Below are 22,344 nucleotides of genomic sequence, written 5' to 3'. Positions count from 1 at the left end.
GGACTCAGGGTGAAGGCACTGCCCTGTCCGTCCTTCATTATTCGGAGATGCGCAGCATGCAGTCATCCCAGTTCATCGAGGAGTGCGTAGCGGAGCGCAGAGGCCGGGTCGACGACGTTCTGCGCCAACGGCTCGGACGCTTCGAACCGAGCGCGCCCGTGGTCCGTTCCTGGACACGTTGCCTGCAGGAGTATGGGCTCGATCCCGAGGTCTGCAAACCACCGCCTGTGCTCACCAGCGCCGAATTCGCGGTGCGCCGCGACCGGCAGAGCGATCTGATCGGCTGCGCGAAACTCGAGATGACGACGCTTTATCAGCAACTCGGCGATGCCGATCTCGCGGTGGTGCTGACCGATGCCGATGGCGTGATTCTGCATCTGGTGTCGTCGACCGATTTTGCGGAGCAGGTCGAGGACTGGGGCTTCTGCGTCGGCGCCGTATGGAGCGAGCGGGAAGCCGGCACGAACGGCATGGGCACGTGTCTCGCCGAAGGCGAAGCGATCGCCGTGCGCCAGCATGAGCACTTCTTCTCACGCTATACCGCGCTGACCTGCTCTGCCGCGCCGGTGTTCGACGAACACGGCAAGATTGCGGGCGTACTCGACGTCACCAGCCGCTCGCAGTTGCAGCAGCAGCATTCGCTCGTGCTGGTCGGGATGTCCCGGCAGATGATCGAGAATCGCCTGCTCGATGCGCGTCACGCCCAGGCACACATGGTGCATTTCCACAGCCGGCCCGAATTCGTCAACACACTGCACGCCGGCAAGCTCACGATCGCCGACGACGGCACGGTGCTCGCGGCAAACCGCAGCGCGCTGTTCCAGCTGGGTTTCAGCACGCTTGCCGAGGTTGCGGGCAAAGCCATTACCGAGCTGTTCAATGCATCGCTGTCGGATATCGTGGCGCGCAGTGTGCGCAGTTCGTTTCATCCCGTCGCCATTTACCGGGCGCATGCGTCGAATCGCTTTTTTGTCGTTGCCCAGGAGCCGCGCAGTCAGACGGCGGCGGCGGTGGAATCCGCCGCGCGAAACCGGGTGCCGGCTCCGTCTGTGACACCCGAACGGCTTCGCCGTCCTGGTGCGCCGCGCGTTGAATTCGGCGATACGCAACTCGCCGGCCAGTTCAGTCTCGGCGAGCGCGTGATCGATCGTGGCATTGCGGTACTCGTGCATGGCGAAACCGGCAGCGGCAAGGAAGTATTCGCGAACGCCCTGCACGCGGTTAGTGCCCGTCATCGCGGCCCATTCGTGGCGGTGAACTGTGCGTCACTGCCTGAACATCTGATCGAAAGCGAGTTGTTCGGCTATCGCGCGGGCGCCTTCACGGGCGCACAGCGTGAAGGGCGACGCGGCAAGATTCTGCAGGCCGACGGCGGCACGCTCTTTCTAGACGAAATCGGCGACATGCCGCTTGCGCTTCAGGCGCGCTTGCTGCGCGTGCTTGAGGAACGCGAAGTCACGCCGCTCGGTGCGGAAACGGTCATCAAGGTCGATTTTCAGCTGGTCAGCGCGAGCCATCGCAATCTCGCCGAATTGGTCGCCAATGGGCAATTCCGTGAAGACCTGTACTACCGGCTTAACGGCGTCTCCCTGCATTTGCCGCCGCTGCGCGATCGCGAAGACAAACTCGCGCTGATTCACCATCTTCTCGAACAGGACAGCGACACGCCGCTCTCGCTCAGCACAGACGCACACCAGATCCTGCTCGATTACCCGTGGCCCGGCAACATTCGGCAGTTGCGCAATGTGCTGCGCACGGCCGCTGCGCTCTGCGACGGGGCAGAGTTGACCCGTGCGCATCTGCCTGCCGACCTCGTGCGCAACGCGGGCCGCCCGACACGCGAAGCCAGCGCGAACCTGGCGGCGCAGATCACCACGGAGGCCACCGACGACACCGTTCCCGCCGCACCGACGCTCAATGCAATCCTGCAGGCCGAGCGCGACGCGCTGCTCACCTTGCTCGACAAACATCATTGGAACGTGAGTCAGGTGGCGCTTGCGCTGGGCGTCACGCGCAATACGCTGTACCGGAAGATGCGGCGCGTCCATATCAAGCCCTGACGCACCGCACGTTTCAGCTCAGATCCACGGGCTTGCCTGCTCGTCCGCGCGATACGCAGCACTTGCTGAGTGTGTCCGTTGCCGCCACCGGCGCGGACCGCCGATCAGTTCGGGCAATTCGGCGAGATCGTCGATGACGCGCAGGCACGGCAATTCCGATACCGGATGGTCAGCGCTATAGCCGTAGCTCACGCAGATCATCGCCATCCCGGCGGCCTGCGCGGCTAACGCATCATTGACCGAATCGCCGACATAGAGCGTATGGGCCGGCTCCACGCCCAGCGCGTCGCAGGCATGCAGGAGCGGCGCCGGGTCGGGCTTGCGTTGCGCGAGCGTGTTGCCATCGACGATGATATCGAACCATGCCGACAAGCCGAAACGCTGCAGCAGCGGCGCGACAAAGCGCTGTTCCTTGTTGGTCACGAGACCGAGCTTCAGCCCCATCTGCCGCAGTCCGTCGAGCGCAGCCTCGACACCTTCAAACAACTGCGTCTGATACCCATCCGCACTCTGGCAGATTGACTGATAGCAGGTCTCGTAGCGCCGCAGCACGAGATCGTGCGTATGCGCCTCGTGGGGGGCGCCGAGCCAGGCGAACGCACGCTGGACCAGCACGGCCGAACCACCGCCGATCAGCGTTTGCGTCACATCCGTGCTGAGCGCGGACAAGCCACGCTCAGTCAGCGCGCGATTGAGCGCGCTGCCGATGTCGGGCGAGGTATGCAACAACGTGCCGTCAAGATCAAACAGGACGGCGTCGACGGGCAGGTTGCGCGACATGACTTGCATGACTGTATCTCCTGTAAACGGGTATTCACTGCATGGTTGGATAGCGCACGTGCGTCAAGCCGCACGTCGTTGCCGGTCGATCATCTGCAGGATCATCGGCGTGAAAATCAGTTGCATCGCGAGACCCATCTTGCCGCCGGGCACCACGATCACGTTCGGCCGGCTCATGAACGAGTCGTGCAGCATCGTCAACAGATAGGGGAAATCGATACCCTTGGGATTGGTGAAGCGGATCACGACGAAACTCTCGTCGGCGCTCGGAATATCGCGTGCCGTGAACGGATTCGACGTATCGACGGTCGGCACGCGCTGAAAGTTGACGTGCGTGCGGCTGAACTGCGGACAGATGTAGTGCGCGTAGTCGGGCATACGCCGCAGGATGGTGTCCATCACCGCCTCCTGCGAATAGCCCCGCAGCGTCTTGTCGCGATGCAGCTTCTGAATCCATTCGAGGTTGATGATCGGCACCACGCCGACCAGCAGATCAGCATGCTGCGCCACATCGATGCCATGACCGACGAAGCCGCCATGCAATCCTTCGTAGAACAGCAGATCAGTACCGGGTTCCACGTCCGCCCAAGGGGTGAACATGCCCGCCTGCAAATCATATTGAGCGGCTTGCGCCTCGTCGTGCAGGTATTGGCGCACACGGCCTCGTCCCGACACGGCGTATTGCTGGAATAGTTCAGCAAGCTGTTCCAGCAGATTCGCCTCCGGCCCGAAGTGGCTGAACTGCTCGCGGCTCTCCTCCGCTTCCTTCATCGCCACGCGCATCGTCGCACGATCGTAGCGGTGAAACGCGTCGCCTTCGACGATCTGCGCGTTCAGCTTTTCGCGTCTGAAAATATGCTGAAAACTATTCATCACCGTGGTGGTGCCGGCACCGCTCGAACCCGTCACGGCCACAATCGGGTGTTGGATCGACATAATGTCCCGCTCATCAGGCAAAGCCTCGCAGGCGCGCAAAACACGCGCGGCGAAGCGCTGGTCAGGTCAAGTTTCATGGATCGACGCCGAAACTGCGCCGGGTCGAATCCGCGGTCCATTCCGGCGACACGCGTCAGGCGCGCGCTTCCGGGCGAAACAGCGAACGTTCGTTGAAAAGCGGCGAAATGAATGGCGCATCCGCGCCACTCTCATATTCTCGGTGATAGCGCTCAAGCCGTTCGACCTCGCAGGGCGAGCCTAGAATCACCGGCACGCGCTCATGCACGGTTTGCGGCTCGAGGTCGAGGAGCCGCGCGCGCCCGGTGCTCGCCATGCCGCCGGCCTGCTCGACCAGAAACGCCAACGGGTTCGCCTCATGGAGCATCCGCAAGCGGCCCGGACGCGCCGGCTGCCTGCGCTCACGGGGCTGCAGATAGACGCCGCCCAACATCATCAAACGGTGCACGTCGGCGACGGTCGAGCCCGTCCAGCGTGTGCTGAAATCCTGCTTACGTTCGCCCGTGCTGCCCGCCCTGCACTCACGCACGAAACGCAGCACGGGGGGCTCCCACAAGCGCTCCCTGGCGCTATTAATCGAAAATCCGGCCGCTTTCTCAGGCAGCCGGATCGATGGATGCGTCAGCATGAACGTGCTGGTTTCGCGATCCAGCGTGAAACCGTGCGCGCCGCTGCCGGCCGTCAGGACAAGCATCGTCGACGGACCATAGATCGCGTAGCCTGCTGCAATCTGTTCGCGGCCCGTTCGCAGGAAAGCGGCGTCCCCTGCGGTTTGGCGCCCGTGCTGACGCAACACCGAAAAAATCGTTCCGGTGGTCACGTTCAGGCCGGCTTGCGCGGCGCTATCCAGCGGCTCGAATGCGACAAGGTACTTTCCGCATGCGCTGTCGACAGGCGTGGCCGCCTCCATTCTTGTCGAGGCGAAAGCGGCCACTAGCGCGCTTTGCTCGCACATCGAGGCGAACATATCGTGCGCGGCGACATCGAGCGGCTGATGTCGCGTCCCCTGCCCGCCGAGCGCGCCCCGGCTCACGAGCGACGAAATCCTGTTGACCGTCTGGGCAATCTCGCCGAGCAGGAGGTCGAGCCCAGCACGGCCCGCCTGATCGACCATTGCGCCGGCCGGTTCGCGAAGCTCGCTGGTCAGACAATCCGCCAGCGTCATGTGTCTGTTCTGCATAGTCGCCTCGTTTCAGGATGGTTGAATGGATTGACCGGCTTCGCGCGCGGCGGCGAACACACGGCTCGCGCGGAAATCGGCGGCGTCGAGCCGCGCCAGTTCGTCGGGGGTGAGTGCCGCGCCTGTGAGCGCTGCCTCAAAAACGCGGTTCGCCTGGCGCAATCGCGCGCGCTCCAGCGCGTTGCGCACCGACCGTGCGTTCGCGAAATGCGGCTGCTGCAGGCGTCGTGTCAGGTAGTCGGCGAATGCATCGCGCGCGGCTGCATCGAAGTGGTAGTGCTCGGTGCCGAGCATGTTGTCGGCAATCGCCATCAATTCGCTTTTGCTGTAGTCGGGGAAGTCGATGTGATGGGCGATCCGCGACTTGAATCCGGGATTGCTCTGGAAAAACGTCTCCATCCGGTCCCGGTAGCCCGCGAGAATCACCACCAGATCGTCGCGCTGGTTTTCCATCACTTGCAGCAGGATTTCGATCGCTTCCAGTCCGTAGTCGCGCTCGTTCTCGGGGCGGTACAGGTAGTACGCCTCATCGATGAACAGCACCCCGCCCATGGCCCGCTTGAGTACGTCCTTCGTTTTTGGCGCCGTATGGCCGATGTACTGGCCAACCAGATCGTCGCGCGTCACCGACACCAGATGATTCCGGCGCGTATAGCCCAGCCGGTGGAGTACGTCGGCCATGCGTAGCGCCACCGTTGTCTTGCCCGTCCCAGGGTTGCCGGTGAAGCACATATGCAGCGTCGGCGTGCCGCCCGTCATGCCGAGTTCGGCGCGCACCTTCTGGACGACGAGGTAGGCCGCCACTTCCCGCAAGCGCGTTTTGACTGGCGCCAGTCCGATCAGATCCCGATCGAGTTCGGCGAGTGCGTCGCCGATCCCCGCGTCGCGATAGCGGCCTGCGAGATCGATAGTCTGCGCAGTATGGGCAGCGTGCGGCGCGTGGGCATCATGCGGCGATGCGGGCGCGTCGCCAGTCTCAGACGGACGCGGCGTATCGAGGGATAACGCTGGCGATGCGGTCATGTCTCCTCCTGTCTGTCATGCAAGTCGCGCGTGCCGTGAACCGGCATCGTCGCCTGGCAGGTAGCGTATGCAAGATACCTGCCGGCGTCCGCGTCGTGTATGGCCTATCGTGGCCTGCATCAGTAGCGCGACCCACCTGCCTTGTCGGCGGCATAGCCGCGCAGGCTGTAACGCTGGACGCGGCCAGGCCCTTGCTGCCGGTCGAGGTTGAAGCCTGGCTCAGCTGGCGGACGGTTGACGATGAATGACATCCGCATCGTTTCGAAGCCGCGTGTCGAATCGAAGGCGTTGACCTTGATGTAGTGATGCGGGTAGGTCTTCCGGCAGGCATTGACTTCCAGCAGCACGCCCGCGGCGTCGCGCAGATCGAACATCGGCAACCCCCACATCTCCCAATACGAGTTGCGCGGGTGCGGATCGTCGGTGAATTCCACCGAGCACGCCCAGCCCTGGTTCAACGCATAATCGATCTGTGCCGCAATTTCGGCATCGGTCAGTTCGGGCAGAAACGAAAACGTCCCCTGGGTCAGCTTCATTCGTGTCTCCTTCAGTGCTTACGGAACGCGTGCTTATGCGGCGGTCGGTGTGGCGACGTAGTCGGGCGTATCGGTCGACGTGTAGTTGAAGCTCACGTCCTTCCATGTATCGAGTGCCTGCGCGAGCGGCCTGCACCAGCGCGCCGCCGCCTCGAGAATCTCCGTACCTTCGTGGCGGATGTCGCGCCCCTCGTTGCGCGCCTTGACCATGGTCTCCAACGCTACGCGGTTGGCCTGTGCGCCAGCCTGAATGCCTGCCGGATGCCCGATCGTTCCGCCGCCGAATTGCAGCACCACGTCGTCGCCGAACAGGTCGAGCAACTGGTGCATCTGTCCCGCGTGAATGCCGCCCGACGCGACCGGCATGACGCGGCGCATGCCCGCCCAGTCCTGCTCGAAATAGATGCCGCGTTGCAGGTCCACGGGGTTGCGCATTTCGCGCAGCACGTTGTAATAGCCCTGCACGGTCATCGGATCGCCTTCCAGCTTGCCGACCGCCGTGCCCGCGTGCGTGTGATCGACGCCCGCGAGCCGCAGCCACTTCGCGATCACCCGGAACGACACGCCGTGGCTTTTCTGCCGCGTATAGGTGCCGTGACCCGCGCGGTGCATATGCAGGATCATGTCGTTTTCGCGCGCCCAGTTAGAGATCGATTGCGTCGCCGCCCAACCGACGATGAGATCGACCATCACGATGCAAGAACCCAACTCCTTCGCGAACTCCGCGCGGCGATACATCTCTTCCATCGTGCCGGCGGTGATGTTGAGGTAGTGTCCCTTGAGTTCGCCGGTTTCGGCCTGCGCACGCTCCACCCCTTCTATCGAAAACAGAAAGCGGTCGCGCCAGTGCATGAAGGGCTGCGAGTTGATGTTCTCGTCGTCCTTCATGAAATCTAGCCCGCCCTTGAGGCCTTCGTAGACCACCCGTCCATAGCTTTTTCCCGACAGGCCGAGTTTTGGCTTCACGGTGGCGCCGAGCAGCGGGCGGCCGTACTTGTCGAGCCGCTCGCGCTCCACGACGATGCCGGTCGGGGGCCCGCGAAACGTCTTCACGTATGCGACAGGCAGACGCATATCCTCGAGCCGCGCCGCCTTCAGCGGCTTGAAGCTGAACACATTGCCGATAATCGAAGCGGTCAGGTTGGCAATCGATCCCTCTTCGAACAGATCCAGGTCGTACGCGACGTAGGCGAAATATTGCTGCTCGGTCGCACAACCCGGACCCGTGTTCGGCACCAGATCGACCCGATACGCTTTGGCACGGTACGTCTCACATGCCGTGAGGCGGTCGGTCCAGACTACCGTCCATGTCGCGGTGGACGATTCGCCAGCGACAGCCGCAGCGGCCTCTTCCGGATCGACGCCAGCCTGCGGCGTAATGCGAAAAAGCGCGATCAGGTCTGTTTGTTTGGGCTCATAGTCCGGTTGCCAGTAACCCATTTCACGGTACTTCATCACGCCGGCCGCGTATCGATTCCTCAGATTTTCCGTTGGCGCATTCATCCTGGCTCCTGTTAGGGGTGAACCCTCACGCATCATGAATTCAATGGCTTGGGTCCGATGCATGGGTTCGACGATAAGCGCTCGCACGACCAAGATAAATTCATATATTCTTAGTCATCCTATAAGCGATGCGTTATCTGTCACTCGACCCACTCATCCGCTCATGCTCAACTTCGTCCGCACGCTCACGCTGCGTCAACTGCAGATCTTCGCGACCGCCTCGAGGCACAGCAGCTTCGTGCGCGCCGCGGAAGAACTGCATTTGACGCAACCCGCGGTCTCCATGCAGATCAAGCAACTGGAAGAAACCGTGGCGCTGCCGCTGTTCGAACGCATCGGCCGCCGGCTTACGCTGACCGAAGCGGGTGAAACGCTGTCTCACCATGCGAACCGGATTCTCGGCGAGGTCAAGGACGCCGAAGATGCGCTGCAGTCGCTCAGCCTCGCCGACAGCGGCGCAATCTCGATCGGTCTCGTCAGTACCGCGAGGTACTTCGTGCCGATGCTGATTGCGCGCTACTCAGCGCAGTTTCCCAAAGTGGACGTGCGGTTCTCCATCGCCAATCGCGATGCGTTGCTGCGCCTCCTGCAAGACAACGCGATCGATCTCGCGGTAATGGGTCGCCCGCCGCGCGATCTCGATGCTGTCGCCGAGCCGCTCGCCTACAATCCGCAGGTTATCGTCGCCTCGCCGCGACACCCGCTTGCCAGCGCCCAGCGATTTGACTTGCAGGAATTGCGCCACGACACGTTCCTGATGCGTGAAATGGGTTCGGGCACGCGCACGGTCGCCGAGCAGATGTTCAAGAATCATCTCTTTACGCCCGCAAAACTTGTCACGCTCGACAGCAACGAAACCATCAAGCAGGCCGTGATGGCGGGTATGGGCATCAGCCTGTTGTCGCTGCATACGCTGCGGCTGGAACTGCGCACGCGTGAGATTGCGCTGCTCGACGTGAGCGGCACACCGATCGATCGCGCCTGGCAGATCGTCCATCTCAACGCGAAGCAACTCTCGCCGACCTGCCAGACATTTCGACGTTTTGTGATCGAGCAGGCCGGTCCCTATCTCGCCGACGAATACGCGAATGCGCCGAGGCAGGTCACCCTACGCGGATCGGATGGGGCCGCCGCGCGTGACACTGTGTCACTGATTCGGCACAACAACGTGACGAACAGCTAACGCCGCGTGCGCATGAATCGCGTGAATTGCTCGACGGCGTAGCCTGCGAATCGCCGCCGGCATCGCATGCCCGCATGGCATGACGCTTGCGTTGATCGGTCAGGACCCGCCGTCCGCTCACCGATCGAAGGAAGCGCTCATGACGCAAGACGCCGTATCCACACAGTGTGCGAAACACGCGAGCGCCGTCACCGTGAATGCGCCCGGACGGCTGCATCTCGGTTTTCTGGATCCAGGCGCGTCGCTCGGGCGGCGCTTCGGCAGTCTCGGCCTGGTGGTCGACGGCATCAGCACGACACTTGAAGCTCGCCTGTCCAGCGATAATCAGGATCACTACACAGCACCACCCTATGCACGCGATGAACTCCCTCGCATTCGGGCCCACATCGACACACTCAAGCGGCTGACCGGCAAACGTGAGGCCATCGACGTACGGCTGCGACACGCGTTGCCCGCCCATGCAGGTCTCGGCTCCGGCACGCAAATCGCGCTCACGGCCGGCCACGCATTTGCGCAACTGCATGGGCTGGCGCTCGACGCGACACAACTTGCGCTAGCACTCGCGCGCGGCGGACGCTCGGGCGTCGGCGTGGCCGGTTTCGAACAGGGCGGGCTGATCCTCGACGGCGGCCCGCGCAGCGCGACAGAATTGCCACCCGTCCTCGCACGCTTCGCCTTCCCCACTGAATGGCGCGTGCTGCTCGTACTCGACGACACGCGTACGGGGCTCTCGGGCAATGCTGAGCGCAACGCACTGGCTGAGCTGCCGCCATTTCCACAATCGCTTGCCGCCCACGCGTGCCACCTCACGCTGATGCAGATCCTGCCTGCCGCCGCAGAGCACGACTTCGTGCCGTTCGCGCGCGGCGTCAGCGAACTGCAAGCGGGTGTCGGCCGCTATTTCGCCGCGTCGCAGGGCGGCGTCTATACCAGTCCGGCGGTAGCCCAAGTACTCGACTGGATCGGCGCGCGCTATCGCGCGGGAATCGGACAAAGTTCGTGGGGCCCCACCGGTTTTGCGATCCTGCCTTCACAGGACGAAACCGCGCACGTCGTGGCCTCAGCACGCGCGGCCGGTGTGGTCGGCGCGTCGCTACGGCTTGAAATCGTCAAGGGGCGGAACGTGGGCGCGACTGTTATCCATACGCCCGCCGCCAGTTGAATCCCTTCTATGCGTCACTTCTCTTTCGTTGAGGAAAAATGGAACGCCCCTTCATTCTCCATATGTTCACGCCCACCCGGCAGATGAGTCCGTTCGACGTGAACATGGCCGTCGATGCCGGTTATCAGGTCGTCGTACCGTACGCTGATGTCGGGATCGACAACGTCGCCGCGCTCACGCAGGACGCGATCTTCTCGCGCGGACCGAAAGGGGTCGCGCATACCGGCATTTTCATCGGCGGGCGTGACGTCGTGCTCGCCGCCGACATGCTGAACCGCGCGCGCGAGGCGATGGTCCCGCCGTTCGAGGTGTCGGTTTTCGCCGACCCGAGCGGCTCGTACACAACGGCCGCCGCGCTCGTCGCAACGGTTGAATGGCATCTGCAGCGCAGCTACGCTACCGGACTCAAGGGAAAGCGGATTCTCGTGCTGGGCGGCACGGGGCCGGTCGGCGTCATTGCCGGCGTGCTGGCGGCGCGGGCCGGCGCTCAGGTTGCCATTGCAAGCAGCCGTGGTCTGGACGCCGCGCAGGCCGCGAGCGAGCGCATCAACGCGCGCTTCGGCGTGCAGACGACCGGCGCAGATGCTCAATCGACGGACGCGCTGGAAGCCGCCTCGGCCCGCAGCGACGCCCTGTTCGCCACCGCCGCGGCCGGTGTGCAGGTCATGAATGCGCGGCAGGTCGACGCGGCAGCGAAGTTGCTGATTGCAGCCGACGTCAATGCCGTGCCGCCCGCAGGCATCGAGGGCGTGGGCGTCATGGATGACGGCAAGCATTTCGGCAAGCACGGCGCGCTCGGCATTGGCGCGCTCGCGATCGGCAACGTCAAGTATCAGGTACAGCGGCGACTGTTCGAGCAGATGCTCGCCACGAACCACCCCTTGCAGCTTGGCTTCGAGGAGGCGTTTGCGCTCGCCCGCGACGTGCTCGCCGAGCGGACGGCGCAGGCGGCCTGAACGGACCGCTGCCTCCTTTCGACGGCGCGACTCGATAATCTGCTTGCTGTCGACGGTAACCCACCACCCCGCGTGCCCATGAATCAGCCCACCCTTGTCGTCGCCGGACTATCGGCGCGCATGCTCGCCGAGTCGGCACGGCGTGCCGGCTGGCGCGTCATCGCCCTCGATCTGTTTGGCGACGTCGACACCCGCGCCGCCGTCGACGACTGGCATCAGATCGGCGACCCGGCCACGCTGCAGCTCGACCCGGCACGCACGTACGCCGCGCTTGAACGTGCGGCCAGCTTGCCTGGGGTGATGGGTTGGGTCGCGGGCAGCGGCTTCGAAAGCTGCCCGGAACTGCTACAGGCGAGCTTTACGCCGGCATTGCCGTTGCTCGGCAATTCTCTGCACGCCTACCAAGCGGTACGCACGCCAGCCCGCTTCTTTGGACTGCTCGCCGCGCACGGCATTCCATTCCCGGAGACGCTCGCGCGGCGTCCTCGTGAAACGAACGGCTGGCTGCGCAAGGATGCACGCGGCACGGGCGGCTGGCATATCCGGCGAGCCGGCGCACGCGGCGATGCGGTGTGCGAAAAGCATCCAGACGTGTATTTCCAGCGGTCCTGCCCGGGCCGCTCGATGTCGGCACTGTTTATCGCCAATGGCAGCAGCGCCACCGTGCTGGGCTTCAACGAACAGATCATCGTGCCGCAGCGCCGCCATCCGTTCACCTGGCGCGGTGCGATCGGGCCGGTTCAGTTGCCCCCCAGTCTCACCACACAGCTACATCACGCCATACAGACGATCGTCGCCAGTACGGGTCTGGTTGGTCTGAACAGTCTGGACTTTCTGTTCGACAGCGAGCGCTTCTTCGTGCTTGAGGTCAACCCCCGGCCTTCCGCGACGATGGCGCTGTATGACGCTCACCTGCTGCCGTCGCTGCTTGCGCTGCATGTCCGTGCCTGCAAGGGTGAAGCGCTCGATCTGCCGGCGCCCGCCACACACACCCCGCCTACGCCGCAGATTCGCGGTGAACAAGTCGTTTTCGCACGGGCCAGCCACACGGTTTCGCCGGCGTTCGTCGCGAGAACCCGGCAACGTGGCTGGTGTCACGATATCCCGGCCGCCGGCAGCGCGATTGCAGCTGGGACGCCGCTATGCAGCGTGTCGGTCACCTGCGCGCCCGGCACCTCCTCTGAAGCCGTACGCGCCGAACTTGCCGCTCGCGCGTCCACCATCGAACCCATCATGAAGGTTTCCCATGACGACTTCATCGCCCTTCGCTGACGCCGTATCCGGCGCCGCGCCGCTCAGCGTCAACGCGCTCACTCAACCTCTGCTCGCGAAGCTGCTCGAACGGCTGCCGCAACTCGGCCTCACGGCGCGCCGCGACGCGCGCGGCGTGCTGATCGTCGATGCCGGCATCGACACACCCGGCAGCGTCGCAGCGGGCGCCGCCATCGCTGAAATCTGCATGGGCGGACTCGGTGAAGTCCGCGTGCGCGCGGCAAGCTCGAACAGCGCGCGCGACGAATGGCCCACCGTCGTGGAGATTGCCAGTGCACAACCCGTGCTGGCCTGCCTTGCGAGCCAGTACGCCGGATGGAGTCTCGCGGCGAGCAAGGAAGAAACCGGCGGCAAGAAGTTCTTCGCGCTCGGCTCCGGCCCGGCGCGTTCGCTTGCCTGCAAGGAACCCCTCTACGAAGAACTGCGCTATCGCGACGACGCATCTCACGGGTGCCTTGTTCTGGAGGTAGACCGCGCGCCGCCCGAGGTTGTCATCGACAAGGTGCTGCGCGACTGCAAGCTCGACCCGCGTCACCTCACCCTGATTCTCACGCCGACGGCGAGCCGTGCGGGCACGACGCAGGTGGTCGCACGCGCGCTCGAAGTCGCGCTGCACAAGGCGCATGTGTTGGGTTTTGCACTCACCGACATTGTCGAAGGCACCGCCAGCGCACCGCTGCCGCCGCCGGGTCACGAGCCCATCGACGCGATGGGCCGCACCAACGACGCCATTCTTTACGGCGGCCGCGTTCATCTGAGCGTGACGGGCAGCGACGACGCGGCACGCGATCTCGCCCAGCGATTGCCTTCATCGGCGTCACGTGACTTTGGCCGCTCGTTCGCCGATATCTTCACGGAATACGACTACGACTTCTATCGCATCGATCCGGCGCTGTTCGCACCGGCCGAGGTGTGGGTCAGCAATCTGAGTACAGGCCGCACGTGGCACGCGGGCGCAACCCGCTTCGATCTGCTGCACCCACTCTGGCTCACCGAGGCTTGAAATGAGCACTCATGTACTGCGCGTAGCGATCATGTGCGACGAAACCGGCTGGCATACGTCGCGGCTCAAGAAGGCATTACGCGAGCGCGGCGCGCAAGGTCGCTGCGTGGATCTCGCGGACTGCCGCTTCGACACGACCTGGGCCCCACATGGCCTCGTGATTCCAGGCTATGGACGCGCACTGCCGGACGCGGTGATCGTGCGTGGCATTGCCGGGGGCACCTTCGAACAGGTCACCGTGCGGCTCGGCATTCTGCATGCGCTGCGGGAACTCGGCATTCCCGTCTACAACGATGCGCGCGCGATCGAGCGCAGTGTCGACAAGTCGATGACCACGTTTCTGTTGCATCGCGCCGGCATTCCGACGCCGGCGACATGGGTCAGCGAATCGGCGCCGCAAGCGCAGCGCATCGTCATGCGCGAAGCGGCGGCAGGACGACAGGTCGTCCTCAAACCGCTGTTCGGCTCACAGGGCAAAGGGCTGCTGCGGTTGGGCGCGGACGACACAGGGTGCACGCCGCTACCCACGCTGAAGGCCTATGGGCAACTGGCCTATCTGCAACGCTTCATCGAACCACGCGAGACGCCGGGCTTCGACTGGCGCGTATTGGTGATCGGTGGCAAAGCGGTGACGGCCATGCGGCGAGTGAGCGAACACTGGGTGCATAACGTCGCGCAAGGTGCGCGCTGCGAAGCGGCGCCGCTGACGGCCCCGCTCGCGCAACTGGCCGAGTGCGCAAGCGCCGCGCTCGGGCTCGACTATGCGGGCATCGATCTGATCCCCTGCGGCGACTCGCCCGCTGGCGCACAGGTGATCGAAGTCAACGGCGTGGCCGCGTGGCACGGTCTGCAGTCGGTCACGCCTTTCGATATCGCCGGGTGTATCGTCGACGATCTGCTGAACCGCAAGCTCGCGCTAAGTCCCCGCGTCGTGCCGCACGACATCCGGCATGCGGAGGTTGCGTGAACGCGCAAGCAGCCACAGCGGCCACCGCGGCGATCGAAGCGGCGTTTCTGTGGGCTTGCGAGCTGGACGTCGCCTGCGCGAAGCCGGGCAACGTCAGTGTCGCGTCGCCGGGGCACCGAATGACCGCCGATCTTTTCGTGGCGAGCGCCCGCGCGGCATGCGGCCCGCTCGCGCAGCGCGGTGCGCCGGTCGGTGCGCGGATTGAAGCCGCCATCTCGCGCACACACGAGGCAGCCGGGTGTAACACGAACCTCGGCATCGTGCTGCTATGCGCGCCGCTTGCTGCCGCCTTTGAGACGCAACCGGCTTCGCCCGCTGCGCTCGGTCTCGCGCTGCAACGGGTGCTTGCGGCATTGAGCGTCGACGATGCGAGCGCCGCCTATCGGGCAATAGCGCTGGCCAACCCTGCCGGCCTCGGCAAAGTGCCGAGCCAGAATGTCGGTGCACCGCCGACCATCGATCTGCGCGCGGCGATGCGCCTCGCCGCCGACCGCGACAGCATCGCGCGCCAATATGCAGTCGATTTCGCCGACGTGCTGGGCTTCGGCCTTGCGCGGTTTCATGCAACGCTCGCGGCGCGGCGTGGGTCGCCGTCCGCATTGTCCGACGCCGTGCTCGCAACATGGCTCGCGTTCCTCACGCGATGGCCAGATTCGCACATCGCGCGCAAACACGGACTCGCCTGGGCAGAGTGGGTGATGCGCGAAGCCGTTGGCTGGCTCACGCAAGCCACGCAGGGCCCGCTTGATCCGCATGCACTCGAAGCATGGGACAACGCGCTGAAGTCAGACGGGATCAATCCTGGCACCAGCGCGGACCTTACCGTGGCGACACTCTTTGCCGCCGCGTGCCTTGACCCGTCGTTGATGCAACTGCCGTTTCCTCGCGTACACACGTGAGCCTCGCCAGCAGAACCACCGCGTGCGATGGCACGCGGCCCTGCTCTCTTCACAAAGCGTTCTCCGGCGGAAACATACCGGCGCCGAGCAGCGCGAGACCGGCACCTTCGCGCCTCGGTGTGCTGCTGGCCTCGCGGCGGCGCCGTTCAATCACGACCCCCACCGCCTTCACATTCGGAAACTTGTGCGGCTTCACGAGCGCGACCCGCGCCCAGTGCGCGCCGAAGTCGACGAGCAGCATCTGCGCAATCGCCTCGGCCAGCGCTTCGAGCAACTGCACGCCATGGTCCGCCAGCAAGGTTTGCAGCGCGCCGTGCACCCGGCCGTAGTCGATCGTGTCGAGAATCTGGTCCGTGTCGCACGCGAGACTTCGCGGCAAGCCGGCCCATAGATCGATCTGCACCGGCTGCGGTTGATGCAGCTCTTCCGGGTCGATGCCGATCACGGTTTCGCCTGTGAATCCCTCGATGAAAATGATGTCCATCGGCTGAGCCGCCTCCGCATCGGCGTGCCGGGTGGCACTGCCGGCATGCTTCGAATGCCGTTCAAACATGCTTGTGTCGATCGCGTTCATCGATGCTCCTTTCGCTTGCATTGGAAGTGTCAGCCCTTTTCCTTCGCGCCTCGCTTTTCGTGATCCGCGAGAAAACGCGACGGCTCGTGGCTCACCGTCATGCAAGAACCGGCCCAGGCACGAATGTCGCAAGAGAGCGCAGTGTGTGCGGCCGGGCGCTGGTTCCATCGCGCCGGCAATCCTCAGCCAGCCGCACGCACAGGCCGATCGTCGGCGCAGTGCTGTCGCTGGATGTTCCGATGGCGTGCATGCCGGTGGTCACACTCTGTATCGCAAACTGCACACACTGCCTGCCCAGGTGGCCGATGACCCAGTCGCACGAAACGTCGCACACGCTCCCGGCCACCCGGCCGCGCCTCGCATGGGCCATTACCGGATCGGGGCATTGTCTGGAAGAGTCCCTCGCGCTTGCGGCCGAGATGCCGAACGTCGACCTGTTCCTCTCGCGTGCGGCCGAGGAAGTGCTGCCGCTTTACAAAATCCACCTCGCGCAACTGAAGGAACGCTTCCGCGTGTTTCGCGACAACAGTGCGAGCTCAGTGCCGGTCGGAATGTTCTATGAGGCCGGCTACTACCACACCGTCGTGATCGCGCCCGCCACCAGCAACACGGTTGCGAAATGCGCGCTCGGCCTGTCCGACACGCTGCCTACCAACATCTTTGCGCAGGCCGGCAAGCTCGGCATCCCAGGGATCGTGTTTGCCTGTGATACGGAGGCCGTGGTCGTCACGAAGAGTCCGCAGGACTGGGTCGAACTGCGGCCACGCAACATCGAACTGGACAACGTGGCGCGCCTGCGGCAAATCGATCATTGCCAGGTCGTCTGTTCGGTCGACGCTTTGCGTGAAGCGCTCAACCTCCGTCTCAGGTCGCTGGGTACACCCGCGTGCCTGAGTCCCGTCTGACATCCGGCTCACCGAGTTCGCCATGGAACACATTGTCTTTCTCACCGGCCGCCTCGCACAGAACGGGCTTGCGCGCGTGCTGCAAAGCCTGGAACCGGCCTCTTTCACATGGGAGATACGCGAGATCGGTTTGCAGGTCGCCGCGTTGATGACCGCGGACATGATCAAGCGCCGGGTATCCGCTCCTATCGCCGCCGACCGTGTGATCGTACCCGGCCGCTGCCGCGGCGATCTCGACGCGCTGTCGTTGCACTACGGCATGCCGGTCGAACGCGGACCAGAAGAACTGAAAGACCTCCCTGCCTACTTCAACCGCGCGGCACGACCGGTCGATCTGTCGAAGTACGACATCGCGATTTTTGCGGAGATCGTCGATGCGCCGAGGCTAACGGTCGACGCGATCTGCGCGCGCGCCGCGCAGTTGCGGGCAGACGGCGCCGATGTAATCGATCTCGGCTGCCTGCCCTCCACACCGTTCCCGCATCTGGCGGACGCCGTGCGCGCGCTGAAGGCGCAAGGGATGAAGGTCAGCGTCGACTCGATGGACACGAAAGAACTCGTGCGCGGCGGGCGCGCGGGCGCCGACTATCTGTTGAGCCTGAACGTCGATACGCTGTGGCTCCTGAATGAAGTCGACTCGACGCCGGTGTTGATCGCCCGTGAACCGGGCGACGAAGCGTCGCTCTTCGCCGCGGTCGACATGATGACGCGCACAGGTCGGCCATTCCTCGCCGATCCTATTCTCGACCCCATTCCGTTCGGCCTGATGAAGTCGCTGATGCGTTATCAGCGGCTGCGCGATGCGTTCCCCGAAGCGCCGATCCTGATGGGCGTCGGCAACGTCACAGAGTTGACTGAAGCCGATACCTCCGGCATCAACGCAGTCCTGCTCGGTATTGGCGTGGAACTCGGGATCGCCGGCATCCTGACCACCCAGGTCAGCGGCCATGCACGCCGGGCCGTGCGCGAAGCCGATGTGGCGCGGCGCGTGATGTACGCCGCCCGCGAAATGCAGACGCTCCCCAAGGGCCTGTCAGACGCGCTGATGACCGTGCACGCAAAGCGTCCTTTTCCCGATACACCCGACGAGATCGCCGAGACGGCCCGCGCGATCCGCGATCCGAACTTTCGCGTGCAGGTAGCGCTCGACGGTGTGCATGTCTACAACCGCGACGGTCACCACGTCGCACACGATCCGTTCGCGCTATGGCCGCGCCTGAAGCTCGACGACGACGCCGCGCATGCGTTCTACATGGGTGTGGAACTGGCCCGCGCCGAAGTCGCATGGCGCCTTGGCAAGCGCTATGCGCAGGATCAGTCGCTCGACTGGGGATGCGCCGCGCCGCGCGACGCCGGCACGCTGCTTGCACAATGCGCGCCGGGCACCACCTTGCGCAAGGAGGCTTGACGATGATCCACGAAACAGTTGTCACAACCCTATCGAAGCAAGGCACGGCGCATGTCGCGCCGATGGGCGTGCGCTTCGATGGCAACAACATAATCCTGATGCCGTTCCGGCCATCACTGACCTACGACAATATCATCGCGACCCGCTGTGCCGTCGTCAACTTCACGACCGACGTGCGCGTCTTCGCGGGCTGCGTGACGGGCCGACGCGACTGGCCGACGCTGCCCGCGAGAGAAGTGCCATGCGTGCGGCTGGCCGGCGCACTCGCGCATGCCGAATTGCGATTGACCCGCGCGCGCGACGACCCTCTTCGACCCACCCTGACGATGCAAAGAGTCGTCGACGCCACCCACGGCGCCTTCACGGGTTTTAACCGTGCGCAGGCCGCGGTCATCGAAGGCGCCGTACTCGTCAGCCGGTTGCACCTGCTGCCGCGCGAGAAGATCGACGCGGAGATCGCCTACCTGAAAATTGCCGTCGACAAAACCGCCGGCCCCGCTGAGCACGAAGCCTGGCAATGGTTAACCGACGCCATTGCCGCCCACTATGAATCCGACGAACCTGCCCACCAGCGAGCGCTATCATGATCCGACTCCTCACCAGTGTGCGCGACCTCGATGAGGCGCGCGAAGCCGCCGCAGCAGGCGCTGATTTCATCGACCTCAAGGAGCCGCATGCCGGCGCACTCGGCGCGTTGCCGGCCACGCGCATCTCGGCCATCGTGCGCGAGTTGCGCATGACGTATCTGGGCATACCGATCAGCGCGACGATCGGCGACCTGCAACCGGGCGATGACGCTGCCGTCGCCTATCACGCGGCGGTCATCGGGCAATGCGGCGTCGACTATGTGAAAGCGGGCGTCTCGCCCGGGCCCGGTGCGCGCGACACGCTCACACGCATGCGCGCCCTGCCGTGGAACATGGTGCCCGTGCTCCTGTGCGACGATGGGCTGGACCTCACGCTGGTCGAGCTCGCCTGCGAACTGCGCTTTTCTGCGGTGATGGCCGATACTGCGCGCAAAACGGGAAGCCTGTTCAACGGCGTATCGCTGGCCGTACTCGACAGCATGGTGCAGATTGCCCGCGCGCATGAAGTAATGGTGGGTCTTGCCGGCGCGCTGAGGCTCGAGCACGTGTCGCGCCTGCGGGCGCTCGGACCGGATTTCGCCGGGTTTCGCAGCGCGCTGTGTAACGGGCCTCGCACCGGCAAGCTCGAGGGCGCGCGTGTGCGCGCACTACTCGAACAGTTGACAGGCGTGTCTGAATCCGCAGCATGCCACGCAATGCCAATCAATCAGGGCGTCGCCGCATGAAGCAACTGGTCGCGCACGCGCGACCAGTCGTTCTTGTTCACCAGTTCGACCAGATAGGACGCGTCGCGCGTAAACTCCGCGAAGCGCCGGTCGAGCACACCCTGCGCGGTGTAGTGAGCCATGCTTTGCCCCGGTTCGATCTCGCACGATTTGACGACAAAGAGCCGCTCGGCATTCAACCGGCTGGCCAGCCACGCGGCCAGACTGTCCGAACTCACGTCCCAGTTGGTTAGCAGATTCGCTTCCTGACGCAACATGCCGAGCGGCGCCCAGACGGCCGCGCGGCCATCGTGCAGCGCGCGCCGGATCTGCCCCTCGGTGGCCGCGACAACCAGATTGCGGCACACGCCCTGCATCAGCAGCGCATGCTGCGCCATCGCGAGCACCGCCATGTTGTGGGCCGCGACATCGTCGAAACGCCACACGGCCTGATGCTCGCGGACCTGATCCGCGAAACCGCCGCCACCCGGTACGATCACGACGCGGCCGGCGCCCAGGTCGCTTAGCTGGCGCAACCATTCTTCCAGCAATGGATCGCGGCTCAGACTGCCGCCAATCTTCACCACCCACATACGCGCTCCCTTCGCAGCTTCGGCGATGCGGTTGGTTCAGGCGAATGCCATATCGATCTCTTCGGCGAGCAGCATGCCGACCGCTACACTCGGCGCGCAGACTTGCGCCCATTCGGCGGCTGGTCCATCGACGTCGAGCAGCGTCTCGAAGCGCACCACGTCGCGGCCGAACGGCGCGGCCAACTCATCCGCGAGAAACGCGCCGCAACCGGCCGCCACCAGCACGACACTGTGTGCAAGGCCGCTGCGGCCGAGCACCCGCGTGAGGTTCGACGACAGGTGCGCGAGTTGCGCGCTGCGCCACTGGCGCGCGAAGCTGTTCCAGTCGGTGTCCACGGCTTCGCGCGCGTCGCAACCGATCATCCGCGCGAGACGCTGACACGTCGCCGTACGATCCTTGCGGCCATTGTCAGCGGCCGGATACTGATCGTGCAGCGGATTGAGCTCGCCCGTGAGCCGGTAGATGTCCGCCGTCGTAGCAAAGTATTCGTTCATCACGTTGTATTGCTCGCCGCGAAAGCGTATGCGCTGCGCAAGCGCGCACAGCGGCGTACGCACCGCGCCCTGATAGACCAGTTCGCCCGAGCGCAGGCGTCCCGCATCATCGGCGCCGCGCGCGACGATTTGAGCGCCGAGAATCGGGATCAGGTCCGTCGTGGTGCTGCCAATATCGACCAGTACGGCATCGGGTAGCCGGCTCGCGATGAGCTCGGCAGTCGCGAGCCAGTTGGCTGAAGCGATCTGGGCCCAGTGAGCGGCCACTGCGTCATGCCGGTGCCAGCCCGCCGTGCCTGCATAGAACGCGACCCGCGCGCCGAAACGTGCGGCGAGCCGCTGCGCGAGTGCCGCGACGCCCGCCTCTCGATGCTCGAATAGATCGGCCATTTCACCTGTCATCGTCACCGCGTGATCGGCCTCTGCGTAGTCGGGCCATCGTGCGGCGGCCTGTTCCAGCGCGCTATCGACATGGCTGAGGCCCTGCCACAACGGACAGGGCCATTGCACGATATCGCGCACACGCCCGGCCTCGATGCGCGCCGCCTTGATGTGCGCGCCGCCGATATCCCAGCCGATCACGCATTCACGCGGCATGGCGGTTCCGTTCGACATCAGCTTGTCCAGCGCAATGGTTGGCGAGGATGTTGGCCGCGAGGTTGAGGTCGGCTCGCTTCGCCAGATCGACGTAAGCACAGGTCGCGCGCGGATTGATTTCGATCACGACCGGACCGCGCTCCCGATGCCACACCACGTCGATACCCACAAACCCGGCAAGACCGGGTAGCGTCGCCGCGATGCGCCGCACAAGTGCGCTGCATGAATGGCCGACGAGGCTGTTCAAGGTAATCGAGCCCACCGTTACGCCGTCATACCGGAGCCGTCCTCCCGCGACGCTGATGTGCTGCCAGTTGATGCTCAGCAAGTCGGCGCGGCCGTGGTCGCAGATTAGCGACAAGCTCAATGCGTCGCCTTCCACCCACTCTTCGAACGTCACGCGCTCGTGCGCCGCCGCGCGATGCAGGAACGCATATTCGGCGGTACGAAAGTCGTGGTAAACAAGCGTGTCGACGGCGCCCGCGCCGTCGTCGGGTTTCACGACCCATGCGCCGGGGCCGGGCTGTAACGGCGCATCCACCGACCACGCACGCGTCGTGGCGATGCCCGCCTGCGCAAGACGCTTCGCGGTGCAGCGCTTGCTGCTCGCGATCCGGATCGACTCCGCGTCGCAACCGATCCAGCGCGACGTGTCGACTGCGTCACACAACCCGGCTAGCACACCGTCTGTTTCCGGCGCGATCACCCATACCACGTCATGACGCAGGGCCTCTTTGCGGATGAACTGATAGGGGTCGTTGCCGTCCGGCGGGAGGCAGTACGCCAGTTGCCGTGTATCCGGTCGGCGCCAGCTTGCATCGCCGGCCTCGCTTGCCGTCGTCGCGCACGTTACCGAGACGCCGGGCACGCGGGCGAGGTCACCGGCAATCGCGTTGCGCATCGCGCGTCCCGTCGGCAGCAGCTCGCGCATGACGTCGGCATCCGCGCAACCACCGCCACTGATATATTCGTACACCAGCACTTTCGTCATCACTCGCTCCTC

General features: G+C 64.5%; 22 protein-coding genes. 12 read left to right on the top strand and 10 right to left on the bottom strand.

Annotated features, from left to right (window positions below; genetic code table 11):
• The first annotated feature begins 56 nt into the window (after positions 1-56).
• On the top strand, positions 57-2,060 hold the full coding sequence (locus tag HF916_RS09390; protein WP_168788628.1) for a sigma-54-dependent Fis family transcriptional regulator: 2,004 nt from the start codon (positions 57-59) through the stop codon (positions 2,058-2,060).
• 18 nt (positions 2,061-2,078) lie between these two features.
• Here HF916_RS09390 and gph read toward each other — a convergent pair whose 3' ends face one another.
• The 6 genes from gph to HF916_RS09360 all read right to left on the bottom strand — a co-directional run bounded on the left by gph (position 2,079) and on the right by HF916_RS09360 (position 8,036).
• Positions 2,079-2,849, bottom strand: coding sequence for a phosphoglycolate phosphatase (gph, locus tag HF916_RS09385; protein ID WP_168788627.1), 771 nt, complete (start codon positions 2,847-2,849; stop codon positions 2,079-2,081).
• A 54-nt stretch (positions 2,850-2,903) separates the two neighbouring features.
• A complete protein-coding gene (locus HF916_RS09380; protein ID WP_168788626.1) occupies positions 2,904-3,776 on the bottom strand; it encodes a phosphoribulokinase in 873 nt (290 codons plus the stop codon).
• A gap of 133 nt (positions 3,777-3,909) precedes the next feature.
• Positions 3,910-4,974, bottom strand: coding sequence for a class 1 fructose-bisphosphatase (locus HF916_RS09375; RefSeq protein ID WP_168788625.1), 1,065 nt, complete (start codon positions 4,972-4,974; stop codon positions 3,910-3,912).
• A 12-nt stretch (positions 4,975-4,986) separates the two neighbouring features.
• Complete coding sequence (gene cbbX / locus HF916_RS09370) at positions 4,987-5,997, bottom strand: CbbX protein (RefSeq protein WP_168788624.1); 1,011 nt, start codon at positions 5,995-5,997, stop codon at positions 4,987-4,989.
• Positions 5,998-6,116: 119 nt separating this feature from the next.
• The gene (locus HF916_RS09365) at positions 6,117-6,533 is read right to left on the bottom strand and encodes a ribulose bisphosphate carboxylase small subunit (RefSeq protein WP_168788623.1); all 417 of its coding nucleotides are present in this window, start codon (positions 6,531-6,533) and stop codon (positions 6,117-6,119) included.
• Positions 6,534-6,566: 33 nt separating this feature from the next.
• Positions 6,567-8,036, bottom strand: coding sequence for a form I ribulose bisphosphate carboxylase large subunit (locus HF916_RS09360; protein ID WP_206001723.1), 1,470 nt, complete (start codon positions 8,034-8,036; stop codon positions 6,567-6,569).
• A gap of 163 nt (positions 8,037-8,199) precedes the next feature.
• On the opposite strand from HF916_RS09360, the gene HF916_RS09355 reads away from it, so the two are divergent.
• The 7 genes from HF916_RS09355 to HF916_RS09325 all read left to right on the top strand — a co-directional run bounded on the left by HF916_RS09355 (position 8,200) and on the right by HF916_RS09325 (position 15,478).
• Entirely contained in the window at positions 8,200-9,219 is a 1,020-nt protein-coding gene (locus tag HF916_RS09355; RefSeq protein WP_168788622.1) for a LysR family transcriptional regulator, read from the top strand.
• A gap of 139 nt (positions 9,220-9,358) precedes the next feature.
• A complete protein-coding gene (locus HF916_RS09350) occupies positions 9,359-10,381 on the top strand; it encodes a beta-ribofuranosylaminobenzene 5'-phosphate synthase family protein (protein ID WP_168788621.1) in 1,023 nt (340 codons plus the stop codon).
• A gap of 38 nt (positions 10,382-10,419) precedes the next feature.
• Positions 10,420-11,337: an NAD(P)-dependent methylenetetrahydromethanopterin dehydrogenase gene (locus HF916_RS09345; protein WP_168788620.1), complete on the top strand. Its 918-nt coding sequence runs from the start codon at positions 10,420-10,422 to the stop codon at positions 11,335-11,337.
• A 78-nt stretch (positions 11,338-11,415) separates the two neighbouring features.
• Positions 11,416-12,609 (top strand): ATP-grasp domain-containing protein, encoded by a 1,194-nt coding sequence (locus HF916_RS09340; RefSeq protein ID WP_168788619.1) that lies wholly within the window; start codon positions 11,416-11,418, stop codon positions 12,607-12,609.
• A complete protein-coding gene (mch, locus tag HF916_RS09335; RefSeq protein ID WP_168788618.1) occupies positions 12,584-13,612 on the top strand; it encodes a methenyltetrahydromethanopterin cyclohydrolase in 1,029 nt (342 codons plus the stop codon). Before HF916_RS09340 ends, mch begins: the two co-directional genes overlap by 26 nt.
• Before the next feature lies 1 nt (position 13,613).
• The gene (locus tag HF916_RS09330) at positions 13,614-14,579 is read left to right on the top strand and encodes an ATP-grasp domain-containing protein (RefSeq protein ID WP_168788617.1); all 966 of its coding nucleotides are present in this window, start codon (positions 13,614-13,616) and stop codon (positions 14,577-14,579) included.
• Entirely contained in the window at positions 14,576-15,478 is a 903-nt protein-coding gene (locus tag HF916_RS09325; protein ID WP_168788616.1) for a triphosphoribosyl-dephospho-CoA synthase, read from the top strand. The genes HF916_RS09330 and HF916_RS09325 overlap by 4 nt, the downstream gene beginning before the upstream one ends.
• A 49-nt stretch (positions 15,479-15,527) precedes the next feature.
• Here HF916_RS09325 and HF916_RS09320 read toward each other — a convergent pair whose 3' ends face one another.
• Positions 15,528-16,031, bottom strand: coding sequence for a dihydroneopterin aldolase (locus HF916_RS09320; RefSeq protein ID WP_168789093.1), 504 nt, complete (start codon positions 16,029-16,031; stop codon positions 15,528-15,530).
• 326 nt (positions 16,032-16,357) lie between these two features.
• Here HF916_RS09320 and HF916_RS09315 point away from each other — a divergent pair, with 326 nt between their 5' ends.
• Genes HF916_RS09315 through HF916_RS09300 form a run of 4 tightly spaced genes read left to right on the top strand, consistent with a single transcriptional unit; the run spans position 16,358 to position 19,677 of the window.
• The gene (locus HF916_RS09315; protein WP_206001722.1) at positions 16,358-16,957 is read left to right on the top strand and encodes a flavoprotein; all 600 of its coding nucleotides are present in this window, start codon (positions 16,358-16,360) and stop codon (positions 16,955-16,957) included.
• Between the two features lie 22 nt (positions 16,958-16,979).
• Positions 16,980-18,365, top strand: coding sequence for a DUF6513 domain-containing protein (locus tag HF916_RS09310; RefSeq protein WP_168788614.1), 1,386 nt, complete (start codon positions 16,980-16,982; stop codon positions 18,363-18,365).
• 2 nt (positions 18,366-18,367) lie between these two features.
• Positions 18,368-18,952: a DUF447 domain-containing protein gene (locus HF916_RS09305; protein ID WP_168788613.1), complete on the top strand. Its 585-nt coding sequence runs from the start codon at positions 18,368-18,370 to the stop codon at positions 18,950-18,952.
• Positions 18,949-19,677, top strand: coding sequence for a (5-formylfuran-3-yl)methyl phosphate synthase (locus HF916_RS09300; protein ID WP_168788612.1), 729 nt, complete (start codon positions 18,949-18,951; stop codon positions 19,675-19,677). Before HF916_RS09305 ends, HF916_RS09300 begins: the two co-directional genes overlap by 4 nt.
• On the opposite strand, the gene HF916_RS09295 is transcribed toward HF916_RS09300, so the two are convergent.
• The 3 genes from HF916_RS09295 to HF916_RS09285 are packed head-to-tail and all read right to left on the bottom strand — an operon-like array spanning position 19,659 to position 22,332.
• Entirely contained in the window at positions 19,659-20,249 is a 591-nt protein-coding gene (locus tag HF916_RS09295) for an aspartate kinase (RefSeq protein WP_168788611.1), read from the bottom strand. The two genes, HF916_RS09300 and HF916_RS09295, sit on opposite strands and share 19 nt — an antisense overlap.
• 36 nt (positions 20,250-20,285) lie before the next feature.
• Positions 20,286-21,341, bottom strand: coding sequence for a hydantoinase/oxoprolinase family protein (locus HF916_RS09290; protein WP_168789092.1), 1,056 nt, complete (start codon positions 21,339-21,341; stop codon positions 20,286-20,288).
• On the bottom strand, positions 21,331-22,332 hold the full coding sequence (locus tag HF916_RS09285) for an ATP-grasp domain-containing protein (protein ID WP_168788610.1): 1,002 nt from the start codon (positions 22,330-22,332) through the stop codon (positions 21,331-21,333). The genes HF916_RS09290 and HF916_RS09285 overlap by 11 nt, the downstream gene beginning before the upstream one ends.
• Positions 22,333-22,344: the final 12 nt, after the last annotated feature.

It is taken from the genome of Paraburkholderia aromaticivorans (genome assembly GCF_012689525.1).
GTDB classification, from domain to species: domain Bacteria; phylum Pseudomonadota; class Gammaproteobacteria; order Burkholderiales; family Burkholderiaceae; genus Paraburkholderia; species Paraburkholderia aromaticivorans_A.
This window is presented reverse-complemented; position numbering and strand designations above follow the sequence as displayed.

What these genes read in the sequence shown, in the direction of transcription:
- HF916_RS09390 (WP_168788628.1), top strand. Translation starts at nt 57, where the DNA reads ATGCAGTCATCCCAGTTCATCGAGGAGTGCGTAGCGGAGCGCAGAGGC.
- gph (WP_168788627.1), bottom strand. Translation starts at nt 2,849, where the DNA reads ATGCAAGTCATGTCGCGCAACCTGCCCGTCGACGCCGTCCTGTTTGAT.
- HF916_RS09380 (WP_168788626.1), bottom strand. Translation starts at nt 3,776, where the DNA reads ATGTCGATCCAACACCCGATTGTGGCCGTGACGGGTTCGAGCGGTGCC.
- HF916_RS09375 (WP_168788625.1), bottom strand. Translation starts at nt 4,974, where the DNA reads ATGCAGAACAGACACATGACGCTGGCGGATTGTCTGACCAGCGAGCTT.
- cbbX (WP_168788624.1), bottom strand. Translation starts at nt 5,997, where the DNA reads ATGACCGCATCGCCAGCGTTATCCCTCGATACGCCGCGTCCGTCTGAG.
- HF916_RS09365 (WP_168788623.1), bottom strand. Translation starts at nt 6,533, where the DNA reads ATGAAGCTGACCCAGGGGACGTTTTCGTTTCTGCCCGAACTGACCGAT.
- HF916_RS09360 (WP_206001723.1), bottom strand. Translation starts at nt 8,036, where the DNA reads ATGAATGCGCCAACGGAAAATCTGAGGAATCGATACGCGGCCGGCGTG.
- HF916_RS09355 (WP_168788622.1), top strand. Translation starts at nt 8,200, where the DNA reads ATGCTCAACTTCGTCCGCACGCTCACGCTGCGTCAACTGCAGATCTTC.
- HF916_RS09350 (WP_168788621.1), top strand. Translation starts at nt 9,359, where the DNA reads ATGACGCAAGACGCCGTATCCACACAGTGTGCGAAACACGCGAGCGCC.
- HF916_RS09345 (WP_168788620.1), top strand. Translation starts at nt 10,420, where the DNA reads ATGGAACGCCCCTTCATTCTCCATATGTTCACGCCCACCCGGCAGATG.
- HF916_RS09340 (WP_168788619.1), top strand. Translation starts at nt 11,416, where the DNA reads ATGAATCAGCCCACCCTTGTCGTCGCCGGACTATCGGCGCGCATGCTC.
- mch (WP_168788618.1), top strand. Translation starts at nt 12,584, where the DNA reads ATGACGACTTCATCGCCCTTCGCTGACGCCGTATCCGGCGCCGCGCCG.
- HF916_RS09330 (WP_168788617.1), top strand. Translation starts at nt 13,614, where the DNA reads ATGAGCACTCATGTACTGCGCGTAGCGATCATGTGCGACGAAACCGGC.
- HF916_RS09320 (WP_168789093.1), bottom strand. Translation starts at nt 16,031, where the DNA reads ATGTTTGAACGGCATTCGAAGCATGCCGGCAGTGCCACCCGGCACGCC.
- HF916_RS09315 (WP_206001722.1), top strand. Translation starts at nt 16,358, where the DNA reads ATGACCCAGTCGCACGAAACGTCGCACACGCTCCCGGCCACCCGGCCG.
- HF916_RS09310 (WP_168788614.1), top strand. Translation starts at nt 16,980, where the DNA reads ATGGAACACATTGTCTTTCTCACCGGCCGCCTCGCACAGAACGGGCTT.
- HF916_RS09305 (WP_168788613.1), top strand. Translation starts at nt 18,368, where the DNA reads ATGATCCACGAAACAGTTGTCACAACCCTATCGAAGCAAGGCACGGCG.
- HF916_RS09300 (WP_168788612.1), top strand. Translation starts at nt 18,949, where the DNA reads ATGATCCGACTCCTCACCAGTGTGCGCGACCTCGATGAGGCGCGCGAA.
- HF916_RS09295 (WP_168788611.1), bottom strand. Translation starts at nt 20,249, where the DNA reads ATGTGGGTGGTGAAGATTGGCGGCAGTCTGAGCCGCGATCCATTGCTG.
- HF916_RS09290 (WP_168789092.1), bottom strand. Translation starts at nt 21,341, where the DNA reads ATGCCGCGTGAATGCGTGATCGGCTGGGATATCGGCGGCGCGCACATC.
- HF916_RS09285 (WP_168788610.1), bottom strand. Translation starts at nt 22,332, where the DNA reads ATGACGAAAGTGCTGGTGTACGAATATATCAGTGGCGGTGGTTGCGCG.